This window comes from Pseudomonas frederiksbergensis (assembly GCF_003732705.1).
Taxonomy (GTDB): Bacteria; Pseudomonadota; Gammaproteobacteria; order Pseudomonadales; family Pseudomonadaceae; genus Aquipseudomonas; species Aquipseudomonas frederiksbergensis_F.
Genome location: NZ_MOBR01000009.1, coordinates 359,070 through 381,386 on the forward strand (window position 1 = coordinate 359,070; position 22,317 = coordinate 381,386).

19 protein-coding genes are annotated in these 22,317 nt (G+C 61.2%); 12 read left to right on the forward strand and 7 right to left on the reverse strand.

The window, feature by feature from the left end:
* Positions 1–19: 19 nt before the first annotated feature.
* The 8 genes from BK667_RS13270 (at position 20) to BK667_RS13310 (ending at position 8,994) form a co-directional block, all read left to right on the forward strand.
* Positions 20–844 (forward strand): ABC transporter substrate-binding protein, encoded by an 825-nt coding sequence (locus BK667_RS13270; protein WP_123597865.1) that lies wholly within the window; start codon positions 20–22, stop codon positions 842–844.
* A 254-nt stretch (positions 845–1,098) separates the two neighbouring features.
* Positions 1,099–1,947, forward strand: coding sequence for a polysaccharide deacetylase family protein (locus BK667_RS13280; protein ID WP_123597866.1), 849 nt, complete (start codon positions 1,099–1,101; stop codon positions 1,945–1,947).
* Positions 1,940–2,827: a polysaccharide deacetylase family protein gene (locus BK667_RS13285; RefSeq protein WP_123597867.1), complete on the forward strand. Its 888-nt coding sequence runs from the start codon at positions 1,940–1,942 to the stop codon at positions 2,825–2,827. Before BK667_RS13280 ends, BK667_RS13285 begins: the two co-directional genes overlap by 8 nt.
* Before the next feature lie 29 nt (positions 2,828–2,856).
* On the forward strand, positions 2,857–4,215 hold the full coding sequence (locus tag BK667_RS13290; protein WP_123598013.1) for an MmgE/PrpD family protein: 1,359 nt from the start codon (positions 2,857–2,859) through the stop codon (positions 4,213–4,215).
* Positions 4,216–4,424: 209 nt separating this feature from the next.
* Positions 4,425–5,603 (forward strand): MFS transporter, encoded by a 1,179-nt coding sequence (locus tag BK667_RS13295; RefSeq protein WP_123598014.1) that lies wholly within the window; start codon positions 4,425–4,427, stop codon positions 5,601–5,603.
* 157 nt (positions 5,604–5,760) lie between these two features.
* Positions 5,761–6,456 (forward strand): HPP family protein, encoded by a 696-nt coding sequence (locus BK667_RS13300; protein WP_123597868.1) that lies wholly within the window; start codon positions 5,761–5,763, stop codon positions 6,454–6,456.
* Positions 6,457–6,732: 276 nt separating this feature from the next.
* Complete coding sequence (locus BK667_RS13305) at positions 6,733–7,839, forward strand: enoyl-CoA hydratase/isomerase family protein (protein ID WP_123597869.1); 1,107 nt, start codon at positions 6,733–6,735, stop codon at positions 7,837–7,839.
* A 3-nt stretch (positions 7,840–7,842) separates the two neighbouring features.
* Positions 7,843–8,994, forward strand: coding sequence for an acyl-CoA dehydrogenase family protein (locus BK667_RS13310; protein WP_123597870.1), 1,152 nt, complete (start codon positions 7,843–7,845; stop codon positions 8,992–8,994).
* A 168-nt stretch (positions 8,995–9,162) separates the two neighbouring features.
* On the opposite strand, the gene BK667_RS13315 is transcribed toward BK667_RS13310, so the two are convergent.
* The 6 genes from BK667_RS13315 to BK667_RS13340 form a co-directional block, all read right to left on the reverse strand.
* Entirely contained in the window at positions 9,163–9,936 is a 774-nt protein-coding gene (locus BK667_RS13315) for an enoyl-CoA hydratase (RefSeq protein WP_123508270.1), read from the reverse strand.
* 13 nt (positions 9,937–9,949) lie between these two features.
* The gene (locus BK667_RS13320; RefSeq protein WP_123597871.1) at positions 9,950–11,077 is read right to left on the reverse strand and encodes an acyl-CoA dehydrogenase; all 1,128 of its coding nucleotides are present in this window, start codon (positions 11,075–11,077) and stop codon (positions 9,950–9,952) included.
* 117 nt (positions 11,078–11,194) lie between these two features.
* Complete coding sequence (locus BK667_RS13325; protein ID WP_123597872.1) at positions 11,195–12,388, reverse strand: acetyl-CoA C-acyltransferase; 1,194 nt, start codon at positions 12,386–12,388, stop codon at positions 11,195–11,197.
* A 12-nt stretch (positions 12,389–12,400) separates the two neighbouring features.
* Positions 12,401–13,162, reverse strand: a complete 762-nt coding sequence (locus BK667_RS13330) for an SDR family NAD(P)-dependent oxidoreductase (RefSeq protein ID WP_123597873.1) — start codon at positions 13,160–13,162, stop codon at positions 12,401–12,403.
* Positions 13,163–13,178: 16 nt separating this feature from the next.
* Positions 13,179–14,843, reverse strand: a complete 1,665-nt coding sequence (locus BK667_RS13335) for an AMP-binding protein (protein WP_123597874.1) — start codon at positions 14,841–14,843, stop codon at positions 13,179–13,181.
* A gap of 243 nt (positions 14,844–15,086) precedes the next feature.
* Complete coding sequence (locus BK667_RS13340) at positions 15,087–16,103, reverse strand: AraC family transcriptional regulator (protein ID WP_123508265.1); 1,017 nt, start codon at positions 16,101–16,103, stop codon at positions 15,087–15,089.
* 286 nt (positions 16,104–16,389) lie between these two features.
* Here BK667_RS13340 and efeU point away from each other — a divergent pair, with 286 nt between their 5' ends.
* Genes efeU through efeO (BK667_RS13365) form a run of 4 tightly spaced genes read left to right on the forward strand, consistent with a single transcriptional unit; the run spans position 16,390 to position 20,611 of the window.
* Positions 16,390–17,229, forward strand: coding sequence for an iron uptake transporter permease EfeU (gene efeU, locus BK667_RS13350; protein WP_123508264.1), 840 nt, complete (start codon positions 16,390–16,392; stop codon positions 17,227–17,229).
* A gap of 8 nt (positions 17,230–17,237) precedes the next feature.
* Positions 17,238–18,437, forward strand: a complete 1,200-nt coding sequence (efeO, locus tag BK667_RS13355; RefSeq protein WP_123597876.1) for an iron uptake system protein EfeO — start codon at positions 17,238–17,240, stop codon at positions 18,435–18,437.
* Positions 18,438–18,455: 18 nt separating this feature from the next.
* Positions 18,456–19,751 carry an iron uptake transporter deferrochelatase/peroxidase subunit gene (gene efeB / locus BK667_RS13360; protein WP_123597877.1) on the forward strand — a complete coding sequence of 432 codons (1,296 nt, stop codon included), beginning with the start codon at positions 18,456–18,458 and terminating at the stop codon, positions 19,749–19,751.
* A gap of 35 nt (positions 19,752–19,786) precedes the next feature.
* Positions 19,787–20,611, forward strand: coding sequence for an iron uptake system protein EfeO (efeO, locus tag BK667_RS13365; RefSeq protein ID WP_123597878.1), 825 nt, complete (start codon positions 19,787–19,789; stop codon positions 20,609–20,611).
* 161 nt (positions 20,612–20,772) lie between these two features.
* Here the strand turns inward: efeO (BK667_RS13365) and pssA are convergent, their stop codons facing one another.
* Positions 20,773–22,116 carry a CDP-diacylglycerol--serine O-phosphatidyltransferase gene (pssA, locus tag BK667_RS13370; RefSeq protein ID WP_123508260.1) on the reverse strand — a complete coding sequence of 448 codons (1,344 nt, stop codon included), beginning with the start codon at positions 22,114–22,116 and terminating at the stop codon, positions 20,773–20,775.
* Positions 22,117–22,317 lie beyond the last annotated feature (201 nt).

Genomic DNA, 22,317 nt, shown 5'->3' on the forward strand with positions numbered 1-22,317 from the left:
CACTCATAAGAGAACGACCATGAAGAACTTCGTAATTCCAGCAGTACTCGCCGGCCTGATGGCTTCCAGCGTCAGCTTCGCCGCCGAATTGCCGGCCAGCATCAAGGCCAAGGGCGAGATCGTCGTTGCGATCATGCCGAACTACCCGCCGATGGATTTCAAGGACCCGGCGACCAACACGCTGACCGGTCTCGACTACGACCTGGGTAACGCCCTGGCCGAGCGTCTGGGCGTGAAGATCAAATGGCAGGAAACCGGCTTCGAGCAAATGATCAATGCGCTGACCACCGACCGTGTGGACATGGTGCTGTCGGGCATGACCGACACCGTCGAGCGCCAGGCCAGCGTGACCTTCGTCGACTACTTCACCAGCGGCCCGCAGTTCTACACCTTGCAGAAGAACAAGGACTTCAACGAAATCACCGACCTGTGCGGCAAGAAAGTCGGCACCAGCCGCCGCACGACGTTCCCGGCGGAAATTGCCGAGTACAGCAAGGCCAACTGCGAAGCCGCCGGCAAACCGGCGATCGTGGTGATCGGCACCGAAGGCTCGGCAGATGCCCGCGCACAACTGCGCCAGAGCCGGATCGACGCGGCGATGCAGGGTAGCGAGACCTTGTCCTACCTGAAGACTCAGGAAAAGGACATGTACAAGACCGTGGGCCTGCCGATCTCCGTGCAATTCACCGGCCTGGGCGTGAGCAAGAAAAAGCCTGAGTTGAGCGAGGCGGTGAAAGTGGCGTTGCAGAGCATGATCGATGACGGCAGCTACCAGACCATCCTCAAGAAGTGGGACCTGGAGTTGGGCGCGATCAAGACAGTGACGGTTAACGCCGGCAAGTAATGCTTGCCCTGTAGGAGCAAGGCTTGCCCGCGAAGGCGTCAGCACATTCAACATCATCGTTGACTGACACACCGCCATCGCGGGCAAGCCATGCTCCTACAGGCTGATCGACTCAAACCCAACGTAGGAGCGAGGCTTGCCCGCGAAGAGGCCGTCACATTCAACATCATCGTTGACTGACACACCGCCTTCGCGGGCAAGCCTCGCTCCTACGGGGATTGTGTTTTACCTGAACATTAATGGAGAGCCACCTGATGTCCTCCTCGCTACAACCCACCTGGCCCGCCCCGCACAAGGCTTGCCTGGCCCTGGCCTTCGACCTCGACGGTCCGACCGGCGATGCGATGCTCAACGGTTCGATCTGGCACAAGCCCGAGTACTTCGGCTTCGGCGGTTACGGCCCTTACCGCGCCCTGCCCCGTCTGCTCGATGTGCTCGACGCGTTCCAGATCCCGACCACCTTCTTCGTCCCGGCCTGGGTCGTGGAGAATTGGCCGAAGCAATGCCAGGCGATTGTCGAGCGCGGGCACGAAGTGGCGTACCACGGCTATAAACACGAATCCTTTTACGCCCTGACGCTGGATCAGCAAAAGGACGTGATGCAGAAATCCCGCGAGGTGTTCTGGAAGCACTTGAACATCCGCGCCGAAGGTTTTCGCACGCCGTCCGGCGACTGGCGCGCCGAAACTCCGGCGATGCTGGTGGAAGCCGGCGTGACCTATTCCAGCAGCATGCGCGGCGATGATCGACCTTATCTGGTCAACGTCCCCGGCTTCGACACACCGCTGGTGGAAATCCCCGGCCGCTGGGAGATGGACGACTACGCCTCCCTCGCCTACACCCGTGCGCCGAACTTCCCTTCCGGGCTGGACCGCACCGCCAGTTACGAGCTGACCCTGGACAACTGGTGCCGCGAATATGACGGCGCCATGGATGAAGGCTTGTGCCTGACCACCCTGTTCCACCCCAAAATCACCGGCAAACCGGGACGCATCCTGTTGCTGGAAAAACTTTTCGAACACATGCGCCAGCGCGATGACGTGTGGTTCGCTACGTGCCGCGATGTCGCCCAGTGGTGGCTGAAGGAGCATCACCATGGCTGATTCCACTCTCTGGCCTAACGGCCATCGCTGCGCGGTGGTGTTGACCGTCGATTACAACGACATCCACGGCATCCTGACCCAGGCCCCGGAAGTGGCCGGGCGCGACAAGACCTTGTCGGTATGGCGTTACGGCAGCCAGCGCGGCGTGGATCGCCTACTCGGTTTATTCGAAGAATTGGGCGTCAGCAGTAGCTGGTGCATTCCCGGGATCGTCGCCGAGGAAAACCCCGGGCACATAAAAGCCATCCTGGCCGGTGGGCATGAGATTGCCTGCGCCGGGTATCGCCATCAGAACTACGACAGCCTGACGCTCGCCGAACAGAGCGCCGACATCGCCAAGGGCTGCGAAGCCTTGAGCGCATTGACTGGCCAACGTCCGGCCGGTTTCCGCATTCCGGCGGGCAACGGCAAGCCAGGCTTCATCGAAGCGCTGAGGGATCAAGGCATCCGCTGGTCTTCGTCATGGCGCGGCGATGATTTGCCGTTCGCTCACCCCACGGCTCCCGAAGTCATCGAACTGCCGTTGCACTACGAACTGGAAGACGAACCCTATTTCGCCTTCAACCTCAGCCCGGCCGTGCCGCCGGCGCAATCGCGGATCGCCTCCTACAGCCACACCCTCGGCAACCTGCAAATGGACTTCGCCGGGTTTCACCGTTTTGGCCTGTGTTACGTGCTGCGACTGCACCCGGAGATCATCGCCACGCCGGGGCGGATTGGCGTGCTGCGCGAGTTGCTTCAGGGCATTCAGCAGCATCAGGACGTATGGATCGCCACGGCTGGCGAGATCGCGCAATGGTGGGCGGATTCAGCGGTGCAGGCGACGGAGGATCATCCTTCGGCGGTGTATGAGCGGCACTATCGGGATTACGGGGTATGAGCGAGTTCGGCAGTGCCTACCAAGGCGTCATGCGCATGGAGCACTTGGCGCAGTTTTGCGTCGATACGCAATTTGAGGATTTGCCCGCGGCGCTGGTTGAGCAAGCCAAGCGGCACATCCTCGACACCTTCGGCGCGACCCTGGCCGGGGCTGGCAGTGAGGTGGCGAAACAGGCGCGCCGGGTGTTCGAAGGCGAAACCGGCAACACGCCGGTCTGGGGCACCGATTGGCACGTTGGTGCGGCCCAGGCCGCGATGCTCAACGGCATCGCCGCCCATGCGCTGGAACTGGACGATACCGGTGGTTGTGACCATTCCGGCGCGGTGGTGTTGCCCGCGGTGATGGCGGCGGTGTCCATGGCGGACAAACCGGTCAATGGCCGGGCGTTCATCACTGCGGTGGTCATCGGCTATGAAATCGGACGTCGAGTGCTGGAAGCCTGCGGCAGTTATTCGGCGCATAACGGCGCCGGTTGGCATTCCACGGCCACCTGCGGGGTGTTCGGCGCGGCAGCGGCCAGTGCGCGGATTCTCGGCCTCGACACGGCACAAACGTTGTCGGCCCTCGGCATTGCCGGCAGCTTCAGCGGCGGTCTTTGGGCGTTTATTCATGACGGTTCCCAAAGCAAAAAACTCCACAGCGGTCGCGCTGCCGAAGGTGGCTTGCTGGCCGCGCGGTTTGCCCAGCGCGGGATCACCGGGCCGACGAAACTGTTCGATGATGTCTGGGGTGGTTTTCTCAAGACCCTCGCTGGCGATGCCGCTGTGCCCGAAGCGCTGGATGCAGATCTGGGCCGGGTATGGAAACTCGCCCGCTGCTCGATCAAGCCTTACGCCGCGTGTCGCGGGACGCATTCGGCGATTGATGCCCTTGGTCTGTTACTGGCGCAGTTGCAGGTCAGTGCCGATCAGGTCGAGGACATTGAAGTGTCGCTGTGCGGGTTCTTGCTGGACATGTGCGGCGGGCAGGAAGTCGCCAGTCTGGCGGCGGCGCAGATGAGCCTGCGCTATGCCCTCGCTGCGCGGCTGGTCCTGGGGCATTGCCGATTGGAAGCCTATGACGAGGCACAACGCAGCGATCCGCGCCTGGCCCAGTGGATGTCGCGTATCCGGCTTGAAGTGGATCCGCAACTGTCCGAGGATGGCGAGCCCGTCGTGAGCGTGCGGACCGTGGACGGTCGGCAGGCGAGCTTGTGCGTTGAAGTGCCGTTGGGCGCGCCGGGGAATCCGCTGAGTGATGCGGCGCTGGAGGAGAAGTTTTTCAGTCTGGCCGGGCGGGTGTTGGCGCGGCGGCAGGCCGAAGAATTGCTTGGGCAGCTGTGGCGGGTTGAAGAGCTGGAATCTGTTGAAGGGTTGAATGGACGGCTTGAGGTTTCGGGTGGTCGTTAGATCCACCCCTCACCCCAGCCCTCTCCCCACGGGGGAGAGGGGAAAGGGAACCGATCTCCGTTGCTTTCAATGCCTGAGTTCGGCTCGGTATTTCAGGTCGATGTAGCTCTAAGAACACCTCGGTCAGTCCCCTCGCCCCTTTGGGGAGAGGGCTAGGGTGAGGGGACGATCCCAAGCCGAACACCAAAAACAAGGACTTGTGCACCACCGTGGCCACTTACTCGCTCGTTATCCGCCGGTTGATGATTTGCTCGCTGACCATCGTCGTCAGCCGCGCCATCACCAGCCCGTTGCTCACGCTGTTCCTGAGCAACAAACTCGGTCTCAACCAACAGGACGTTGGTCTGCTGCTGGGCATCGCGGTGTTTATCGCCACCCTGCTCGCCCTCTACGGCGGTTACATCATCGACCGACTGGAGAAGCGCCGGCTGTTGATCCTGGCGATGCTCTCCAGCGCCATCGGTTTCGTGTTGCTGACCTTCGCCCAGAACCTCTACCTGACCACCGCCACCCTGGTGATCACCGAAACCGCCTCGGCTTTATTCCTGATCGGCTCGAAAGCGATCCTCAGCGAAAACCTGCCCATGGGCCAACGGGCCAAGGCGTTTTCCCTGCGTTACACCCTGACCAATATCGGCTACGCCTCCGGGCCTATGCTCGGCGTGGTGATCGCCGGGGTGTATCCGATTGCGCCGTTCCTGATCGCGGGCGGCATTGCCTTCTTCAGCATCTTCTTGATGAGCGGGATTCCGAAAGACGCCGCCCAAGCGCCCGCCATCGGCCAGCCCCAGAGTTTTCTCAAGACCCTGACCACCCTCAAGAACGACCGCACGCTGATCATGTTCACCTGCGGCTGCCTGTTCAGCACCGTGGTCCACGGCCGTTTCACCTTGTACCTGTCGCAATACCTTCTGGTCACCCACGACTCCAAGCGCGCTCTGGAAACCATGGCCGCCCTGCTCGCCTGCAACGCCATCAGCGTGATCCTGCTGCAATACCAGATCGGCCGCTTCCTTAAACGTGAACAACTGCGCTACTGGATTGCCGGCGGCACCAGCCTGTTCATCGTCGGGTTGATTGGTTTCAGCCTGGCTGACAGCTTGGTGAGCTGGTGTGTGGCGATGTTCATTTTCACCCTCGGGGAAATGATCATTTACCCGGCGGAATTCCTGTTCGTCGACACCCTGGCCCCGGAAGAACTGCGCGGCAGTTACTACGGCGCACAAAACCTCGCGGCCCTCGGTGGCGCGCTGAGTCCGGTGATTTGCGGTTTTCTGCTGATGCACACCCCGGCGCCGACCATGTTCTACGCCTTGTGCGGGTTGACAGCGATGGGTGGATCCCTGTGTTTTATGGCCGGTCGGCGGGTGGCTTTACTGCAAAAATAATGCATTGAAGCTACATTAATATGAATTTGTCAGTATCTGGAATCAACGGCACACTGTGCCCGTTCCTCCCCCAATTGTTGGAACACCTTCAAGGGCTTTCTGGGTATCCCAGGTAAGCCCTTTTTTTGCCTCGTGTTTTTGTCAACGGATCAACGTCATGCTCGCACGCTGGTTACCTGCCGCCGTCAACACCCGCCCCTCGGAATGGAGCCGCGCCGCCATCGGCATGTCCCTGGGCACGCTGTTCAGCGTGTGGCTGTGCAGTCAGGTGTTCGGCATCGAAGTGGCGCAACACTTGGTCGGTCCGCTGGGCGCATCGGCGGTGCTGCTGTTCGCCGTGTCCTCCGGCGCCCTCGCCCAACCGTGGTCAATATTGGGCGGCTACTTGAGCGCCGGGGTGATTTCGCTATTGGTCGCCCATGTGCTTGGCCGCACCCTCGGCAGCGCTTGCCTCGCGGCGGGCATGGCGCTGATCCTGATGTGCTGGCTGCGTTGCCTGCATCCACCCGCTGGGGCGTTGGCGCTGCTGTTGGTGTTGGCCGACCCGGCAACCATCGCCCTGGACTGGAAAGCCCTCGGCCCGGTGATGCTCAGCGCCTCGGCGATGCTGCTCAGTGCGTTGGCGTATAACAACCTGACACGGATTCGCTATCCAAAACGGGCCGCTGAACCGGTGCCGGTGATGCCCTCGGCGGACAGCCAGGCCATTACGGCTGAGGATTTGAAACTGGCGTTGGCGGATATGGAAGCGTTCTTCGACGTCACGCCGGAAGACCTTGAACAGTTGATTCATGCCAGTGAATTGCATGCCAAGCGGCGTAGCATCGGCGAAGTGCTCAGCAGCCGAACCTGACCCACCCCCGAACCCTGTGGGAGCGAGCCTGCTCGCGAAAGCGGTGTGTCATTTAAATCAATATTGACTGACACGGCCCCTTCGCGAGCAGGCTCGCTCCCACGGGGGTTTTTTTGTGCCCTTGAAAGCCGCGGTCTTGGGATTTTGCGTTAAGGTAAAAATGCAGACAGAACCTGCACGTATCCCGGTTGTACATCACAAATTTGCACTGTTACGATCCAGCATCGCTCGCGCGCGAGTTTCTCTATAAAGAACAATAAAAGCAGGGAGTTATCGATGACTGCTCAGGTTTCATCCCAGGAGGTCAAAGCCATGGATGCCACGCAAAATGAAGTGCTGGCCGAGGTTCGCAATCACATCGGTCACCTGACCCTCAATCGCCCCGCCGGCCTCAACGCCCTCACCCTGAACATGGTTCGCCACCTGCAACGCCAGCTCGATGCCTGGGCCGAGGATTCGCAAGTCAACGCTGTGGTGTTGCGCGGTGCCGGCGAGAAAGCCTTCTGCGCCGGCGGCGATATTCGTTCGCTGTACGACAGCTACAAAAACGGCGACACCCTGCACGAAGATTTCTTCGTCGAGGAATACGCCCTCGACCTCGCTATTCACAATTACTGCAAACCGGTCCTGGCCTTGATGGACGGCTTTGTGCTGGGTGGCGGCATGGGCCTGGTGCAAGGCGCCGACATGCGCGTGGTGACTGAGCGCAGTCGCCTGGCGATGCCGGAAGTGGCCATCGGTTATTTCCCGGACGTTGGCGGCAGCTATTTCCTGCCACGGATTCCAGGCGAACTGGGGATCTATCTAGGCGTCAGCGGCGTGCAGATTCGCGCGGCCGATGCGCTGTATTGCGGTCTGGCCGACTGGTATCTGGAAAGCGAAAAACTGGGCACGCTGGACGAGCAGCTCGATCACCTTGTGTGGCACGAGTCGCCACTCAAGGACCTGCAAGGCGTGCTGGCCAAACTCGCCGCGCAACAACTGCCCGACGCGCCATTGAATGCCCTGCGCCCGGCCATCGACCACTTCTTCGCCCTGCCGGACGTGGCGAGTATGGTGGAGCAAATGCGCGAAGTGACCGTCGCCGACAGTCACGAATGGGCGAAAACCACGGCGGACCTGCTGGAAAGCCGTTCGCCGCTGGCCATGGGCGTGACCCTGGAAATGCTCCGGCGCGGTCGCAAGCTGAGCCTGGAACACTGCTTCGCCCTTGAGCTGCACCTGGACCGTCAGTGGTTCGAGCGCGGCGACCTGATCGAAGGCGTGCGCGCCTTGTTGATCGACAAAGACAAGAAACCGCGCTGGAACCCGCCGACCTTGCAGGGGCTGCACGCCGAGCACGTCGAGAGTTTCTTCACCGGTTTTGAGCAGAGCGGGAGCTGAGCCATGCACGATATCGAATTGAGCGAAGAGCAAGTGATGATCCGCGACATGGCCCGGGACTTCGCCCGCGGCGAAATCGCGCCCCACGCGCAGGCCTGGGAAAAGGCTGGCTGGATCGACGACGGTCTGGTGGCGAAGATGGGTGAATTAGGTCTGCTGGGCATGGTGGTGCCTGAAGAATGGGGTGGCACTTACGTGGATTACGTCGCCTACGCCCTGGCCGTGGAAGAGATTTCCGCCGGCGACGGCGCTACCGGTGCGTTGATGAGCATCCACAACTCCGTGGGTTGCGGGCCGGTGTTGAACTACGGCACCGACGAACAGAAACAGACCTGGTTGCCAGACCTGGCCAGCGGCCAAGCCATTGGCTGCTTCTGCCTGACCGAACCGCAAGCCGGCTCCGAAGCCCACAACCTGCGCACCCGCGCCGAACTGCGGGACGGCCAGTGGGTGCTCAACGGCGCCAAGCAATTTGTCAGCAACGGCAAACGAGCGAAACTGGCGATTGTGTTTGCGGTGACCGATCCGGACCTGGGCAAGCGCGGCATCTCGGCCTTCCTGGTGCCCACCGATACCGCCGGTTTCATCGTGGATCGCACCGAACACAAAATGGGCATCCGCGCGTCCGATACCTGCGCCGTGACCCTGAGCAACTGCACCATCCCCGAGGCTAATCTGCTGGGTGATCGCGGCAAAGGCCTGGCCATCGCCCTCTCCAACCTCGAAGGCGGCCGCATCGGCATTGCCGCGCAGGCATTGGGCATTGCACGGGCGGCGTTTGAAGCGGCACTGACCTATTCCCGGGAGCGGGTGCAGTTCGGCAAGACGATCAACGAGCATCAGAGCATCGCGAATATGCTGGCGGACATGCACACGCGGCTGAATGCGGCGCGGTTGTTGATCCTGCACGCCGCCCGGTTGCGCAGTGCCGGCAAGCCGTGTTTGTCGGAGGCGTCACAGGCCAAGTTGTTTGCGTCTGAGATGGCCGAGAAGGTGTGTTCTTCGGCGATGCAGATTCATGGCGGGTATGGGTATCTGGAGGATTACCCGGTGGAACGCTATTACCGGGATGCACGGATTACGCAGATTTATGAAGGGTCGAGCGAGATACAGCGGATGGTGATTGCTCGGGAACTGAAAAACTATCTGGTGTGAAGCCTAAAAGCTTCGCGGGCAAGCCTCGCTCCTACAGATTGTTGACGTTGATCGTTCCCACGCTCTGCGTGGGAATGCATCCTGTGACGCTCTGCGTCACGCTTGCGAAGGGACGCGGAGCGTCCCGGGCGGCATTCCCACGCGGAGCGTGGGAACGATCGGTGAGGGTTACTGACCCTTGAACTCAGCCTCACGCTTGGCAATAAACGCCGCCATCCCTTCCTTCTGATCCTGCGTCGCAAACGCCGCATGGAATACCCGACGCTCAAAGCGCACGCCTTCCGACAGGCTGACTTCAAACGCCCGGTTCACGCTTTCCTTGACCATCATCGCAATCGGCAACGACTTCTTGGCAATCAGCGCCGCAACCTTCAGCGCTTCTTCCAACAACTCATCCGCCGGCACGATCCGCGCGACAATCCCGCAACGTTCCGCTTCCACCGCATCGATCAAGCGCCCGCTCAGGCACATTTCCATGGCCTTGGCTTTGCCCACGGCGCGAGTCAGGCGCTGGGTGCCGCCCATGCCTGGCAGCACGCCGAGGTTAATTTCCGGTTGGCCGAATTTGGCGTTGTCGCCAGCGAGGATGAAGTCGCACATCAGCGCCAGTTCACAGCCGCCACCGAGTGCGAAACCGTTGACGGCGGCGATGATCGGCTTACGACGGTTGGCCACGCGATCGCTGTCGCTGAACAGGTCATCGAGGTAGATCTGCGGGTAGGTCAGCTCGGCCATTTCCTTGATGTCGGCACCGGCGGCGAAGGCTTTTTTCGAGCCGGTCAGCACGATGCAGCCGATGTTGGAATCGGCTTCCAGGCCATCGAGGGCGTGGTTCAGTTCGCTGACGATCTGCGCGTTCAACGCGTTCAACGCTTGCGGACGGTTGAGGGTGATCAGGCCAACGCGACCGTGGGTTTCCAGCAAAATCGTTTCATAGGTCATAAAGATTTCCTTCTTAAAGATTGCGCGAAATAACCATGCGCTGAATATCGCTGGTGCCTTCGTAGATCTGGCACACCCGCACGTCGCGGTAGATCCGCTCCAGCGGGAAGTCGTTCAGGTAACCGTAGCCGCCCAGGGTTTGCAACGCGGCGGAGCAGACTTTTTCGGCCATTTCCGAGGCGAACAACTTGGCCATCGACGCTTCGACCAAGGCCGGTTTGCCGCTGTCACGCAGCGCGGCGGCGTAATGCACCATTTGCCGGGCGACGGCGATTTGGGTCGCCATGTCTGCCAAACGGAACGCGACCGCTTGGTGTTCGATGATCGGCTTGCCGAAGCTTTCGCGCTCACGGGCGTAATCCCGGGCCGCTTCAAACGCAGCGCGGGCCATGCCGACTGATTGCGAGGCGATGCCGACCCGGCCGCCTTCAAGGTTGGCCAGGGCGATGCGGTAACCTTCGCCCTCCTCGCCCAACCGGTTGGCCACCGGCACCTTCACGTCTTCGAACAGAATCTGGCAGGTGTCGGAAGCGTGCTGACCGAGCTTGTCTTCGACCCGCGCGACTTTGTAGCCCGGTGAATCGGTGGGCACGATCAACGCCGTGATCCCGCGTTTACCGGCACTTGGATCAGTCACGGCGAAGACAATCACCACCCCGGCGTTCTGCCCGGAGGTGATGAATTGTTTGCAGCCGTTGAGCACGTAGTGATCGCCGTTCAGCTTGGCGCGGGTTTTCAGGCCACTGGCGTCGGAACCGGCCTGGGGTTCGGTGAGGGCAAAAGCGCCGAGCATCGAACCGCTGGCCAAAGGCTTGAGGAAACGTTCTTTCTGCTCGTCGGTGCCGTACTTGAGGATCGGCACGCAACCCACCGAGTTGTGCACGCTCATGATGGTCGAGCAGGCACCGTCACCGGCGGCGATTTCTTCCAGGGCCATGGCGTAGGCCAGGTAACCGGTGTCACAACCGCCCCACTCTTCGGGCACCAACATGCCGAAGAAACCCAGCTCGGCCATCTCGCCGATGGCTTCTTTGGGGAAGCGATGCTCGCGGTCCCATTCGGCGGCAAACGGTTTCAGCCGTTCCTGGGCGAATTGCCGGGCGGCTTCGCTGATCTGCTGTTGTTCGTCATTGGGAATCATGGTGAATCCTTAATTTGAGCCTTGGTGCACGCAGCCCTGTAGGAGCATGGCTTGCCCGCGATGGCGTCCTTAAGATCGCTATCGCGGGCAAGCCTTGCTCCTACAGGGAGGGGCGCATCAATAGAGGCATTCCACGGCCATGGCCGTGGCTTCACCGCCGCCGATGCAGATTGCTGCAACGCCGCGTTTCAGGCCTTTCTGGCGCAGGGCCGAGAGCAGGGTCACGAGGATCCGCGCGCCGGACGCACCGATCGGGTGGCCCAAGGCGCAAGCGCCGCCGTGGATGTTGACCTTCTCGTGGGGGATTTCCAGTTTGGTCATGGTCACCAGACTGACCACGGCGAAGGCTTCGTTGATTTCGAACAGTTCGACTTCGTCCAAAGACCAGCCGGTTTTCTTCATCAGCTTCTTGATCGCCCCCACCGGCGCCACCGGGAACAGGCCTGGGGTATCGGCAAACGCCGAGTGGCCGTGAATCACCGCCAATGGCTTGAGCCCACGTTTTTCGGCTTCGGAGCGGCGCATCAGCACCAATGCCGCTGCGCCGTCGGAGATCGAGCTGGAGTTCGCCGCTGTCACAGTGCCGCCGTCGCGGAACGCCGGTTTGAGCGAGGCGATCTTGTCCAGTTTGGCTTTCGGCGGCTGTTCATCGTTGCTGATCAGCACCTGCTCTTTGCCGACGGTGACGGTCAGCGGCACGATTTCGGCCTTGAAGCTGCCGTCCTGGATCGCCTGTTGTGCGCGGGTGGTCGAGGCAATGGCAAACGCGTCCTGGGCTTCGCGGGTGAAGCCGTTGGTCTCGGCGCAATCTTCGGCGAAGGTGCCCATCAGGCGGCCCTTGTCGTAGGCGTCTTCGAGGCCATCGAGGAACATCGAATCCAGCACCCGACCGTGGCCCATGCGATAGCCGCTGCGGGCGCGGTCCAGCAGGTACGGCGAGTTGGACATGCTTTCCATGCCCCCAGCGATCACCACCTCGGCGCTGCCGGCGACCAGCATGTCGTGGGCAAGGATGGTGGTTTCCATGCCGGAACCGCACATTTTGTTCACGGTGGTGCAACGGGTCGATTTATCCAGCCCGGCGCCCAGTGCAGCCTGACGTGCAGGCGCCTGGCCAAGTCCGGCGGGTAACACGCAACCGAACAGGACTTCGTCGACCGCGTCGGACGCCACACCGGCCCGCTCGACGGCGGCTTTGATCGCCGCCGCACCGAGTTGCGGCGCGGTCAGGCTTTTCAGTTCACCCTGGAAACCACCCATCGGGGTGCGAACGGCGCTGACAATAACAATCGGATCGTTGGAAAGGGTCATGACAAATCCTCCTTACTTGGCGGCCATACGCAAGGCACCGTCGAGACGGATCACCTCGCCGTTGAGCATGCTGTTTTCAATGATATGCCTGACCAGCGCGGCGTACTCGCCCGGTTTGCCCAAGCGTGGCGGGAACGGCACGCCAGCGGCCAGGGAGGCGCGGACTTCCTCGGTCATGCCGGCCATCATCGGCGTTTCGAAAATGCCGGGGGCGATGGTCATCACGCGAATGCCGAAGCGCGCCAGTTCACGGGCAGCGGGCAAGGTCAGGCTGACGATTGCGCCTTTGGACGCGGCGTATGCGGCTTGACCGATCTGGCCGTCGTAGGCCGCCGCCGACGCGGTGTTGATAATCACGCCGCGTTCGCCATCGGCATCCGCTTCGGTTTCAGCGATAGCCGCTGCGGCAAGGCGCAGCATGTTGAAGCTGCCGATCAGGTTGACGTTGATCACTTGGCTGAAACTGGCCAACGCATGTGGGCCGTTTTTGCCGAGGATCTTCTCGCCACGAACGATGCCAGCGCAGTTCACCAGTCCATGCAGGCCGCCGAACGCTTTGACTGTCGCGGCGACGGCGGCTTCGGCAGCGGCTTCGTTGCTGATGTCGGCCACGACACTTTGCGCGCCCAGACGCTGAGCCTGAGCTGCGACAGCCTCGGCATTCATGTCCACCAGCATCACTTTGGCGCCGGCACCCACCAGCATTTCAGCGGTGGCGGCACCGAGGCCGGACGCACCGCCGGTGACGAGAAAAACCTTGTTTTCGATCTGCATCTTATTTTCCTTCGATTCAAGCAGAAGCTTTGTAAGCCGCGGCCTCTTGAGCCTTGGCGATTTCCTGGTTGCGCAAGATAAAGCGCTGCAATTTGCCGCTTGGGGTCTTCGGCAATTCGCTGACAAATTCGATTTCACGGGGGTACGAGTGCGCGGCCAGACGCTTGCGTACGTGTTGGCGCAGCTCTTCGGCCAGTTCCGGCGTGGCGCGGTATTGCTCGCAGATCACCACAAAGGCTTTGACCAGTTCGGTGCGTTCCGGGTCGGGTTTGCCGACCACTGCCGCTTCGATCACCGCCGGGTGTTCGATCAGCGCGCTTTCCACGTCGAACGGGCCGACGCGGTAGCCGGACGTGGTGATCACGTCATCGCTGCGACCAACGAAACTGATGCTGCCGTCCGGATTCCACTCGACGGTGTCGCCGCTCAGGTAATAGTTGCCGACGAAAGCCTTGGTCGGTGCGCCTTCGTAACCGTTGAACCAGCACATTGGCGATTGGGTGCGGTCGATGGCCAGGATGCCCGGTTGGCCGACACCGAGTTCTTTGTATTCGTCATCCAGCACCACGATACGGTGACCCGGCGAGGCAAAACCGGCGGCGCCCATGTGAATCGGATGTTCCAGGCCATGGTGGTTGCACAGGACCATGCCAAGTTCGGTCTGGCCGTAATGGTCGTGGATCATCACGCCGAGGTTGTCGGCGAACCAGCGAATCACTTCCGGGTTCAGTGGCTCGCCGGCGCTGCTGACGATGCGCAGCCGGCCCTTGATCGATTTGGCGAACTCGTTACCACCGGCAATCAGCAAACGGTAAGCCGTCGGCGAGCCGGTCAGGTTGGTGATGTTGTATTTGTTGATCACCCGGCAGGTGCTTTCGAGGGTGAACGGGCCATCGTAGAACGTGATCGGGTGCCCCATCGACATCGGCCCGGTCACGCCGAAATAGATGCCGTAGGCCCAGCCCGGATCGGCGACGTTCCAGAACGCGTCTTCCGGGCGCAAGTCCACGGCGTCGCGGGTGTAACTCTGGAACGCGACGATGGCCTTGAGCGGCACCGACAGCGCCTTCGACGGGCCGGTGGTGCCCGAAGTGAACATCAGCAGGAACGGGTCTTCACCGGTCAGCAGCACCGGTTCGCATTCGGCGGAATAATTGGGCAGTTCGGCCCAGAAACTGTAGTCGCCCCGGACGATGCCCTGCCCTTTGGGGCCGCCAACGGTGACGATGGTCGGGCAATCGGCGACTTCCGCGAGTTTTGAGCGATTGACTGCATCGGTCACCACGACTTTGGCGCCGGAGCTGCTCAGGCGATGTTCGATGGCTTTCGGGCCGAACGCGGTAAACAGCGGCTGATACACCGCGCCGATGCGCCAGGTGGCGAACACGGTGATCAGCAATTCGATGTTGCGGGGCAGCAGGCCGGCAACCTTGTCGCCCTTCTGCACGCCCTGGGCCAGGAGGAAATTGGCGAAACGCGCGGCTTTGTCCTGCAAATCCGTGAAGGTGTACGTCGCACTGGCGCCATCGCGCCCTTCCCAGAACAGCGCAATGCGCCCCGGCAACGCGTGGCGGTCGCAACATTCGACGCAGGCGTTAAGCGCGGTCAAATCACCGTCGAGCGCGGCATTCACGGTGTGCTGGTAATCGAACTGTGAAGTGGCAGACAAATAATCGCGCATTGCCAGAATCCCTCTGTATTTTTATTAGGTTGGGGGAACCGTAATTAACACAGGAATATTCGCGCTGCCCGCCGGGTGGGGCAATGGTCAAAGCTATCAAGTTGTGTGACTGGTTTGGCCAAGACCCGACCGATCGTTCCCACGCTCTGCGTGGGAATGCAGCCCGGGACGCTCCGCGTCCCAACAGCGGACGCAGAGCGTCCATTGAGGCATTCCCACGCGGAGCGTGGGAACGATCGGTGTCTAGCTGGCTTCGTTAAGGATAAGGCTGCGGTAATGCCCCGGATTGGTTCCCGACCACTTGCGAAACGCCTTGTAGAACGAACTCGCATCGGCAAACCCCAAGCGCGCGGCAATCTCGGCAAAGCTAATGCTCGGTTCCGCCAGCCAGACAATCGCCAATTCCTTGCGCACGCTGTCTTTCAAACCCTGCCAGGTCTGCCCTTCTTCGGCCAGCCGCCGCCTCAGGGTCGAGGCCGACATGCACAGTTGCTGCGCCAGGGCTTCAGTCTCCGGCCATTGCTCGGCGGGCAGTTGCCGCAGATCGTGTTTGATTCGGCTGGCCAGGCTCTCAGGGTCGCGGTATTTGACCAGGATATTGGCCGGCGCGTGGGCCAGGAAACGCTTGAGTTCTTCGGGGCTGCGCTTGATCGGCAAATCGAGGCAATCGGCGGCGAAGATCATTCGTGTGCGGGGACGGTCGAAGCGCAGGTTCTCGGAAAACATCACCTGATAGTCATCGCAAAAGTCCGGCGCCGGGCAGCGTAGTTCGATGGCCAGGATCGGAATCCGTCGCCCCGCGAGCCAGCAGGCGACGCCGTGGACGATCATCCAGTACGTGAAATAGGTGAAGGCCCGGCGCGGCTCCTGGTCGTCTTCCAGCAAGACAATTTCCGCCAGGCTCTGCTGGCGCACCAGTTGCGCGGGCAGGTGTTCGAGCATCAACGACAGGAAGCTCAGGCCCGAAGTAAGACCCGCAGCGAGGTTTGGCTGGACCATGGCGCAGCGGCACAGAAACTCCAGGCTGCCGGATTTGAGCTGGCGCGGGTCCATGCCGAAAAACTCATCGTCACCGCGCCGGGCCAGCAAGCGCCATAGCCGTGCGTACGCAGTGGCCGGCACTCGAGCGTCGGCCGCGTTCAACAACGCCGGATCAATCCCGACCTTGTGCAACACCTCTTCGGTGGCCGCTCCAGGCGCGCAACTTTGCAACAGCGCTTCACGCACCAGTTGGATGGAGATGGTGTCTTTTTCCGACATTGCGCGGGGGAAGCCTTGTTCTGGTTGGGTGGCGGCATATTAGCTGAATCCACTCTCGTTCCCACGCTCCGCGTGGGAACGCCTCACCGGACGCTCTGCGTCCGCTCTTGGGACGCGGAGCGTCCGGGGCTGTATTCCCACGCAGAGCGTGGGAACGATCGGGCGACGGGCGAGGTGATCTTTTGGGTCGTTCAGCTCAGGTTCAGCTAAAGTCAATCAGTAGCATGTGAGAATGAGTGTCATTATGTTACAAATTAGCAACCCCACTTACTCGACACGGTGCTGAATGCTTGTTCCCTTTTTGATCATGCTGCGCGAAGGCATTGAAGCGGCGTTGATCGTCGGCATTATCGCCAGCTACCTCAAGCAAACCGGTCGTGGCCAGTGGATGCCCGCCGTGTGGATTGGTGTGTTCCTCGCCGCAGCACTGGCGCTGTTGGTCGGCGGTGGTCTGGAGTTGATGAGCGCCGAGTTCCCGCAAAAGCAACAGGAACTGTTCGAAGGCATCGTCGGTTTGGTCGCCGTTGGCATTCTCAGTTCGATGGTGTTCTGGATGCGCAAAGTGGCGCGTTCGATCAAGCATTCCCTGCACGTTTCCCTCGATCACGCATTGGCCGGTTCCAAGCACCAGGTCACCGCGCTGATCGCCATGGTGTTTTTCGCCGTGGCCCGGGAAGGTCTGGAAACCGTGTTTTTCCTGCTGGCGGTGTTCCAGCAAAGCGAAGGCGCGGCGGCACCGATCGGCGCCCTGCTCGGCCTGATCCTGGCGATTATCGTCGGTTTCCTGATCTACACCGGCAGCATGCGCCTCAATCTCGGCGCGTTCTTTCGCTGGACCGGTCTGTTCATCCTGGTGGTGGCCGCCGGCATTCTCTCCAACTCGGTGCAGGCCCTGCATGAAGCGGGCGTCTGGAATCACCTGCAAACCGTGCTCTTCGACTTCAGCGCCACGCTGCCGATGGATGGCCCGCTGGGCTCGGTGCTGGCCGGCATGTTTGGTTACCAGGACGCGCCGACCGTCAGCACCCTCGGGGCGTATCTGATTTATCTGGTGGTGGCGCTGGTGATGTTCTTCCTCCCGGCCGCCGCGCCCGTCAAGCAAACTTCTTCCGTTTCCAGCCAGTAAGGGCTTTCATGTCAACGCCTAATCCTCCCGTGGCTTCCCCTCCCCGCGCGTTGCGCTGGGCGGTGGCCGGTTCGGTGATCGTGATGATCGCGGCCGGTGGCCTGTTCTACTACGCCTCGAAAATGGCCGCCGAAAAGCGCCAGACCAACCACGACGAAGTGGTGGTGAACATTCACCCTAAAAGTTGCGAACCGAACGCGCTGACGGTCCCGGCCGGGCGCGCCAGTTTTCGCATCGTCAACCGCTCCGACCGGGCCGTTGAATGGGAAATCCTCGACGGCGTGCTGGTGGTCGAAGAACGGGAAAACATCGCCCCGGGCCTGAGCCAGGTGATCAACGCCAACCTGGCGCCCGGCGACTATGCGATTACGTGCGGTTTGCTCAGCAACCCGCGCGGCACCTTGCACGTGACGCCGACGGCGGCGTCCGATGCCGCCGCCAAGGCCCGGCCATCGATGGTCGCGTTCATTGGCCCGCTGTCGGAATTTCGCGTGTACCTGAGCAGCCAGAGCAGCGCGCTGATCAGAGCCACGACCGCGCTCAAAGACGCCATCGAGGCCGGTGATCTGGCCCAAGCCCAAGCCCTTTACGTGCCGGCCCGTGCCGCGTATCAACGGATCGCCCCGGCCGCCCAGCGTCTGGCCGAGCTGGACAATCCCGTCAACGCCCGCGCCGATTACTTCGAAAAACGCGAGCAGGATCCAGCCTTCACCGGTTTCCATCGCCTCGAATACGCGCTGTTCCAGCAACGCAAGCTCGACGCGCTGACGCCGGTGGCCATGCAGTTGATCATCGACATCACCACGCTCAAGCAGCAATTGCTCGCCCAGTCCCTGCCACCCGAGCAATTGGTGAGCATCGTGGTGCGCAACCTCAACAGCATCGCCGACGTGCGCGCCAGCAGCGGTGAAGAAGAACGCTACAGCCACACCGACCTGAACGGCTTTGCCGCCAATCTCGACGCGGCCCGCAAGGTTGTCGACCTGTTGCGGCCCTTGCTGACCAAGTCCGCTGCCGAGTTGCTGCCGAAGATAGACAGCGCCATTGCCGCGTTCGACGCCGAACTCAACGGCTTCAAGGTCAAGGATGGCTACGCCAGTTACGACACGGTCAGCGCCGAACAGCGCAAACAAATCGCCGACAAGGCCAAGGCACTGGCCGCGGTACTCGACGAAATCGATCCAGCCCTTGGCCTTTCCGGCCTGTAAGCAGAAGACGACATTTAGATGAAAGACTTAGAACAGTTTTCCGCCCAGCGTCGCCGCGTATTGATGGGCATGGGCGCCGCCGGTGTCGCATTGGCCGGCAGCGCCCTGAGCTGCCCGGCGATGGCCGCTTCCAGTCAGGTGACCGAAGCGCCAAGCAGTGAAAAAACCGAAGACCGCCACACCTTTTTTGGCAAGCACCAGACCGGCATCGTCACTCCGCGCCCGGCGTCGGGCATGTTGGTGTCCTTCGATGTGTTGGCCAGCGATCGTGATGACCTGGAGCGGTTGTTTCGCACCCTCAACCAGCGCATCGCGTTCCTGATGAAGGGCGGCGCAGTGGCGCAGGTTGATCCGAAGTTACCGCCCGTGGATTCGGGGATTCTCGGCCCGGTAGTGACGCCGGACAACCTGACCATCACCGTCTCGGTGGGTGAGTCGCTGTTCGACGAGCGCTTCGGCCTGGCCAACGCCAAACCCAAGCGGCTGATCCGCATGGTCGGCTTCCCCAACGATGCCCTGGAAGCGGATTGCTGCCACGGCGACTTGAGCTTGCAGTTCTGCTCCAACACCACCGACACCAACATCCACGCCCTGCGCGACATCGTGAAAAACCTGCCGGACCTGTTGCTGGTGCGCTGGAAACAGGAAGGCAGCGTGCCGCCGCAAGCCCCGGCCAAACCGGGTGTGCCGGCGCAAAGTGCGCGCAACTTTCTGGGCTTTCGCGATGGTTCGGCCAACCCCGATTCCAACGATGCCAAGGCCATGGACAGCATTGTCTGGGTGCAACCCGGCAGCGATGAGCCGGCCTGGGCCGCGAATGGCAGCTATCAAGCGGTGCGGATCATCCGCAACTTTGTCGAACGCTGGGACCGCACGCCGCTGCAGGAACAGGAAAGCATCCTCGGCCGGGTCAAGAGCACCGGCGCCCCGATGGGCGGCGAGCTCGAATCCCAAGTCCCGGACTACGCCAAGGACCCGGAAGGCAAGCTGACCAAGCTCGATGCGCACATCCGCCTGGCCAACCCGCGCACCGCCGAAACCCAGGCCAACCTGATCCTGCGTCGGCCCTTCAACTATTCCAACGGCGTGAACAAGAACGGTCAGCTCGAAATGGGCCTGCTGTTCATCTGCTATCAGGCCGACCTGCAAAAAGGCTTCATCACCGTACAAACCCGTCTCAACGGCGAGCCGCTGGAGGAATACCTCAAGCCAGTGGGCGGCGGGTACTTTTTCACCTTGCCGGGTGTTACGGGCGACAAGGATTTCATCGGTCGCTCGCTGCTTGACGCTGCACAACCCACAACCAACGCATAACGACGCTATAACAACCCCCAACACGGAACCGTCCCATGAAAAAGTCGCCACTCGCTTTAATGCTGACCCTTGGCTTGCTCAACACCCCGTTTTCGGCTTTCGCGGCAACGGCGCCGCTGGATTTGGTGGGACCGGTCTCGGACTACAAGATCTACGTTACCGAACAACTCGACCAACTGGGCGAGCACACCCAGAAGTTCACCGACGCCGTGAAAAAAGGCGACTTGGCCACTGCGCAAAAACTCTACGCACCGACCCGGGTTTTCTACGAGTCGATCGAGCCGATTGCCGAGCTGTTCAGTGATCTGGATGCGTCCATCGACTCCCGTGTCGACGACCACGAAAAAGGCGTGAAAGCCGAAGACTTCACCGGTTTCCACCGCATCGAATACACGCTGTTCTCGGAAAAAAGCACCCAGGGCCTGGGCGAACTGGCGGATGGCCTGAACAAAGACGTCAAGGACCTGCAAGCCCGCGTCTCCGGTCTGACCTTCCCGCCTGAGAAAGTGGTCGGCGGCGCCGCTGCCCTGCTGGAAGAAGTCGCCGCGACCAAGATCTCCGGTGAAGAAGACCGTTACAGCCACACCGACCTGTATGACTTCCAGGGCAACATCGACGGCGCGAAGAAAATCGTCGATCTGTTCCACCCGCAGATCGAGAAACAAGACGCGGCGTTCATCGCCAAAGTCGACAAGAACTTTGCGACCGTGGACAAGATCCTGGCCAAGTACAAAACCAAGGAGGGTGGTTTCGAAACCTATGACAAGGTGAAGGAAGCTGACCGTAAAGCGCTGGTTGGGCCGGTGAATACACTGGCTGAGGATTTGTCGACGTTGCGTGGGAAGTTGGGGCTGAACTGAGTTTTGTAGCGTCTCGCCAGGCCCCTTCGCGGGCAAGCCTCGCTCCTACAGGTTTATGGGTCGGTCACATTATTGTGATTTGACACCAAACCACTGTAGGAGCGAGGCTTGCCCGCGAAGGCATTCTCAAGAACAACACAGCAACCAGCCTGTGTTAATCATCACAACATCCGATACAACAACCGCTCAATCCTCACCCGACTCACCCGCTTGAGAAACTTGGCCACCGCTCCCGGGTATTCCGGCAGGGTTTCCAGGTCCAGGTAGCGCGTGACGCGTTGGGTGTTCTCGAAAATCTCCGCCAGCTCTTTACGACGCGGTGCCTGCAACTCGTTTTTCGGGTCATCGATCAACAGCGCGTTTTCCAGATCGAGACGGAACGCCCGCGGGTTGAGGTTGTTGCCGGTCAGCAAGGTGTAGCGCTCGTCGACCCACATACCCTTGAGGTGATAGGTGTTGTCGCCGTCACGCCACAGGTGCAGGTTCAACTGGCCGCTGTCGATGTTCTGCTGATGGCGTTTGGCGAAGCGGCGCAGGCTGATCTCGTAGAGATACGGCAGCGCGGCGATCACCTTGAACGGCTCGCTCGGCGGGATGTAGAAGTCGTTGGCGGTCTTGTCGCCGACGATGATGTCGATCTTCACCCCACGGGCCAGGGCGCGGTTGATTTCCCGGGTCACCTGCAGCGGCAGGTTGAAATACGGTGTGCAGATCGTCAGCTGATGCTGGGCGCTGGCGATCAGTTCGCAGATCACCCGGCTCAGCGGGTTGTTCTTGCCCACACCCAACAACGGACTGACCGACAGACCGCCCTTGGCCGTGCTGCCGGCCGTGGTGTCGTAGGTCGCGTGCTTGAGGCGGCTGCGCAGGTCGCCGATGTCGTTGCGCAGGCTGCGGGTGGTCGGCAGGTTCGGCAGGTCGAGGCGATGCACCGCTTTGGACGCGATCAAACCGTGCTGGATCAGGTGCTGCATGGAGTCAGCCAGCGCGGTGTTTTGCAGCAGGTGATAACGGTCGTAGCGGTACTTGTCGAATTTGTGCAAGTAAACGTTGTTCAGGCTCGCGCCGCTGTAGATCACGCAATCGTCGATCACGAAACCCTTCAAATGCAGCACGCCGAACAACTCGCGGGTCTGCACCGGCACGCCGTACACCGGCACAACGCTTTCATGGGTGCGGGTCATTTCCTGATACCAGGCCGAGTTGCCCGGCTGTTTGCCCGCGCCGATCAAGCCGCGCTGGGCGCGCAACCAGTCAACGACCACCACCACGTCCAGTTCCGGACGCGCCAGTTTGGCGGCGTGCAAGGCATCGAGGATTTCCTGGCCGGCTTCGTCCTGTTGCAGGTACAGCGCGACGATATAGATGCGCTGGGTCGCCTGGGCGATTTTTTCCAACAGGCAACGACGGTATTCGGCGGCGCCGGAAAGAATGGTGACGGCATCGGCGGTCAGCGGAAAACTGCGCAGTTTGGGCAGCAGAGAGCGTTTGAAAAGCGACGGCATAAGGCTCGCAAAAAGGTCGAATCCGAAGAACCCGAGAGCTTACACCATGGATCCGTTCGGGTCTTGTTACCACACTGATCGTTCCCATGCTCCGCGTGGGAATGCCGCCATGGACGCTCCGCGTCCGCTGTAAAGCTGTGACGCGGAGCGTCACGGGATGCATTCCCACGCGGAGCGTGGGAACGATCTTTTAAAAATACC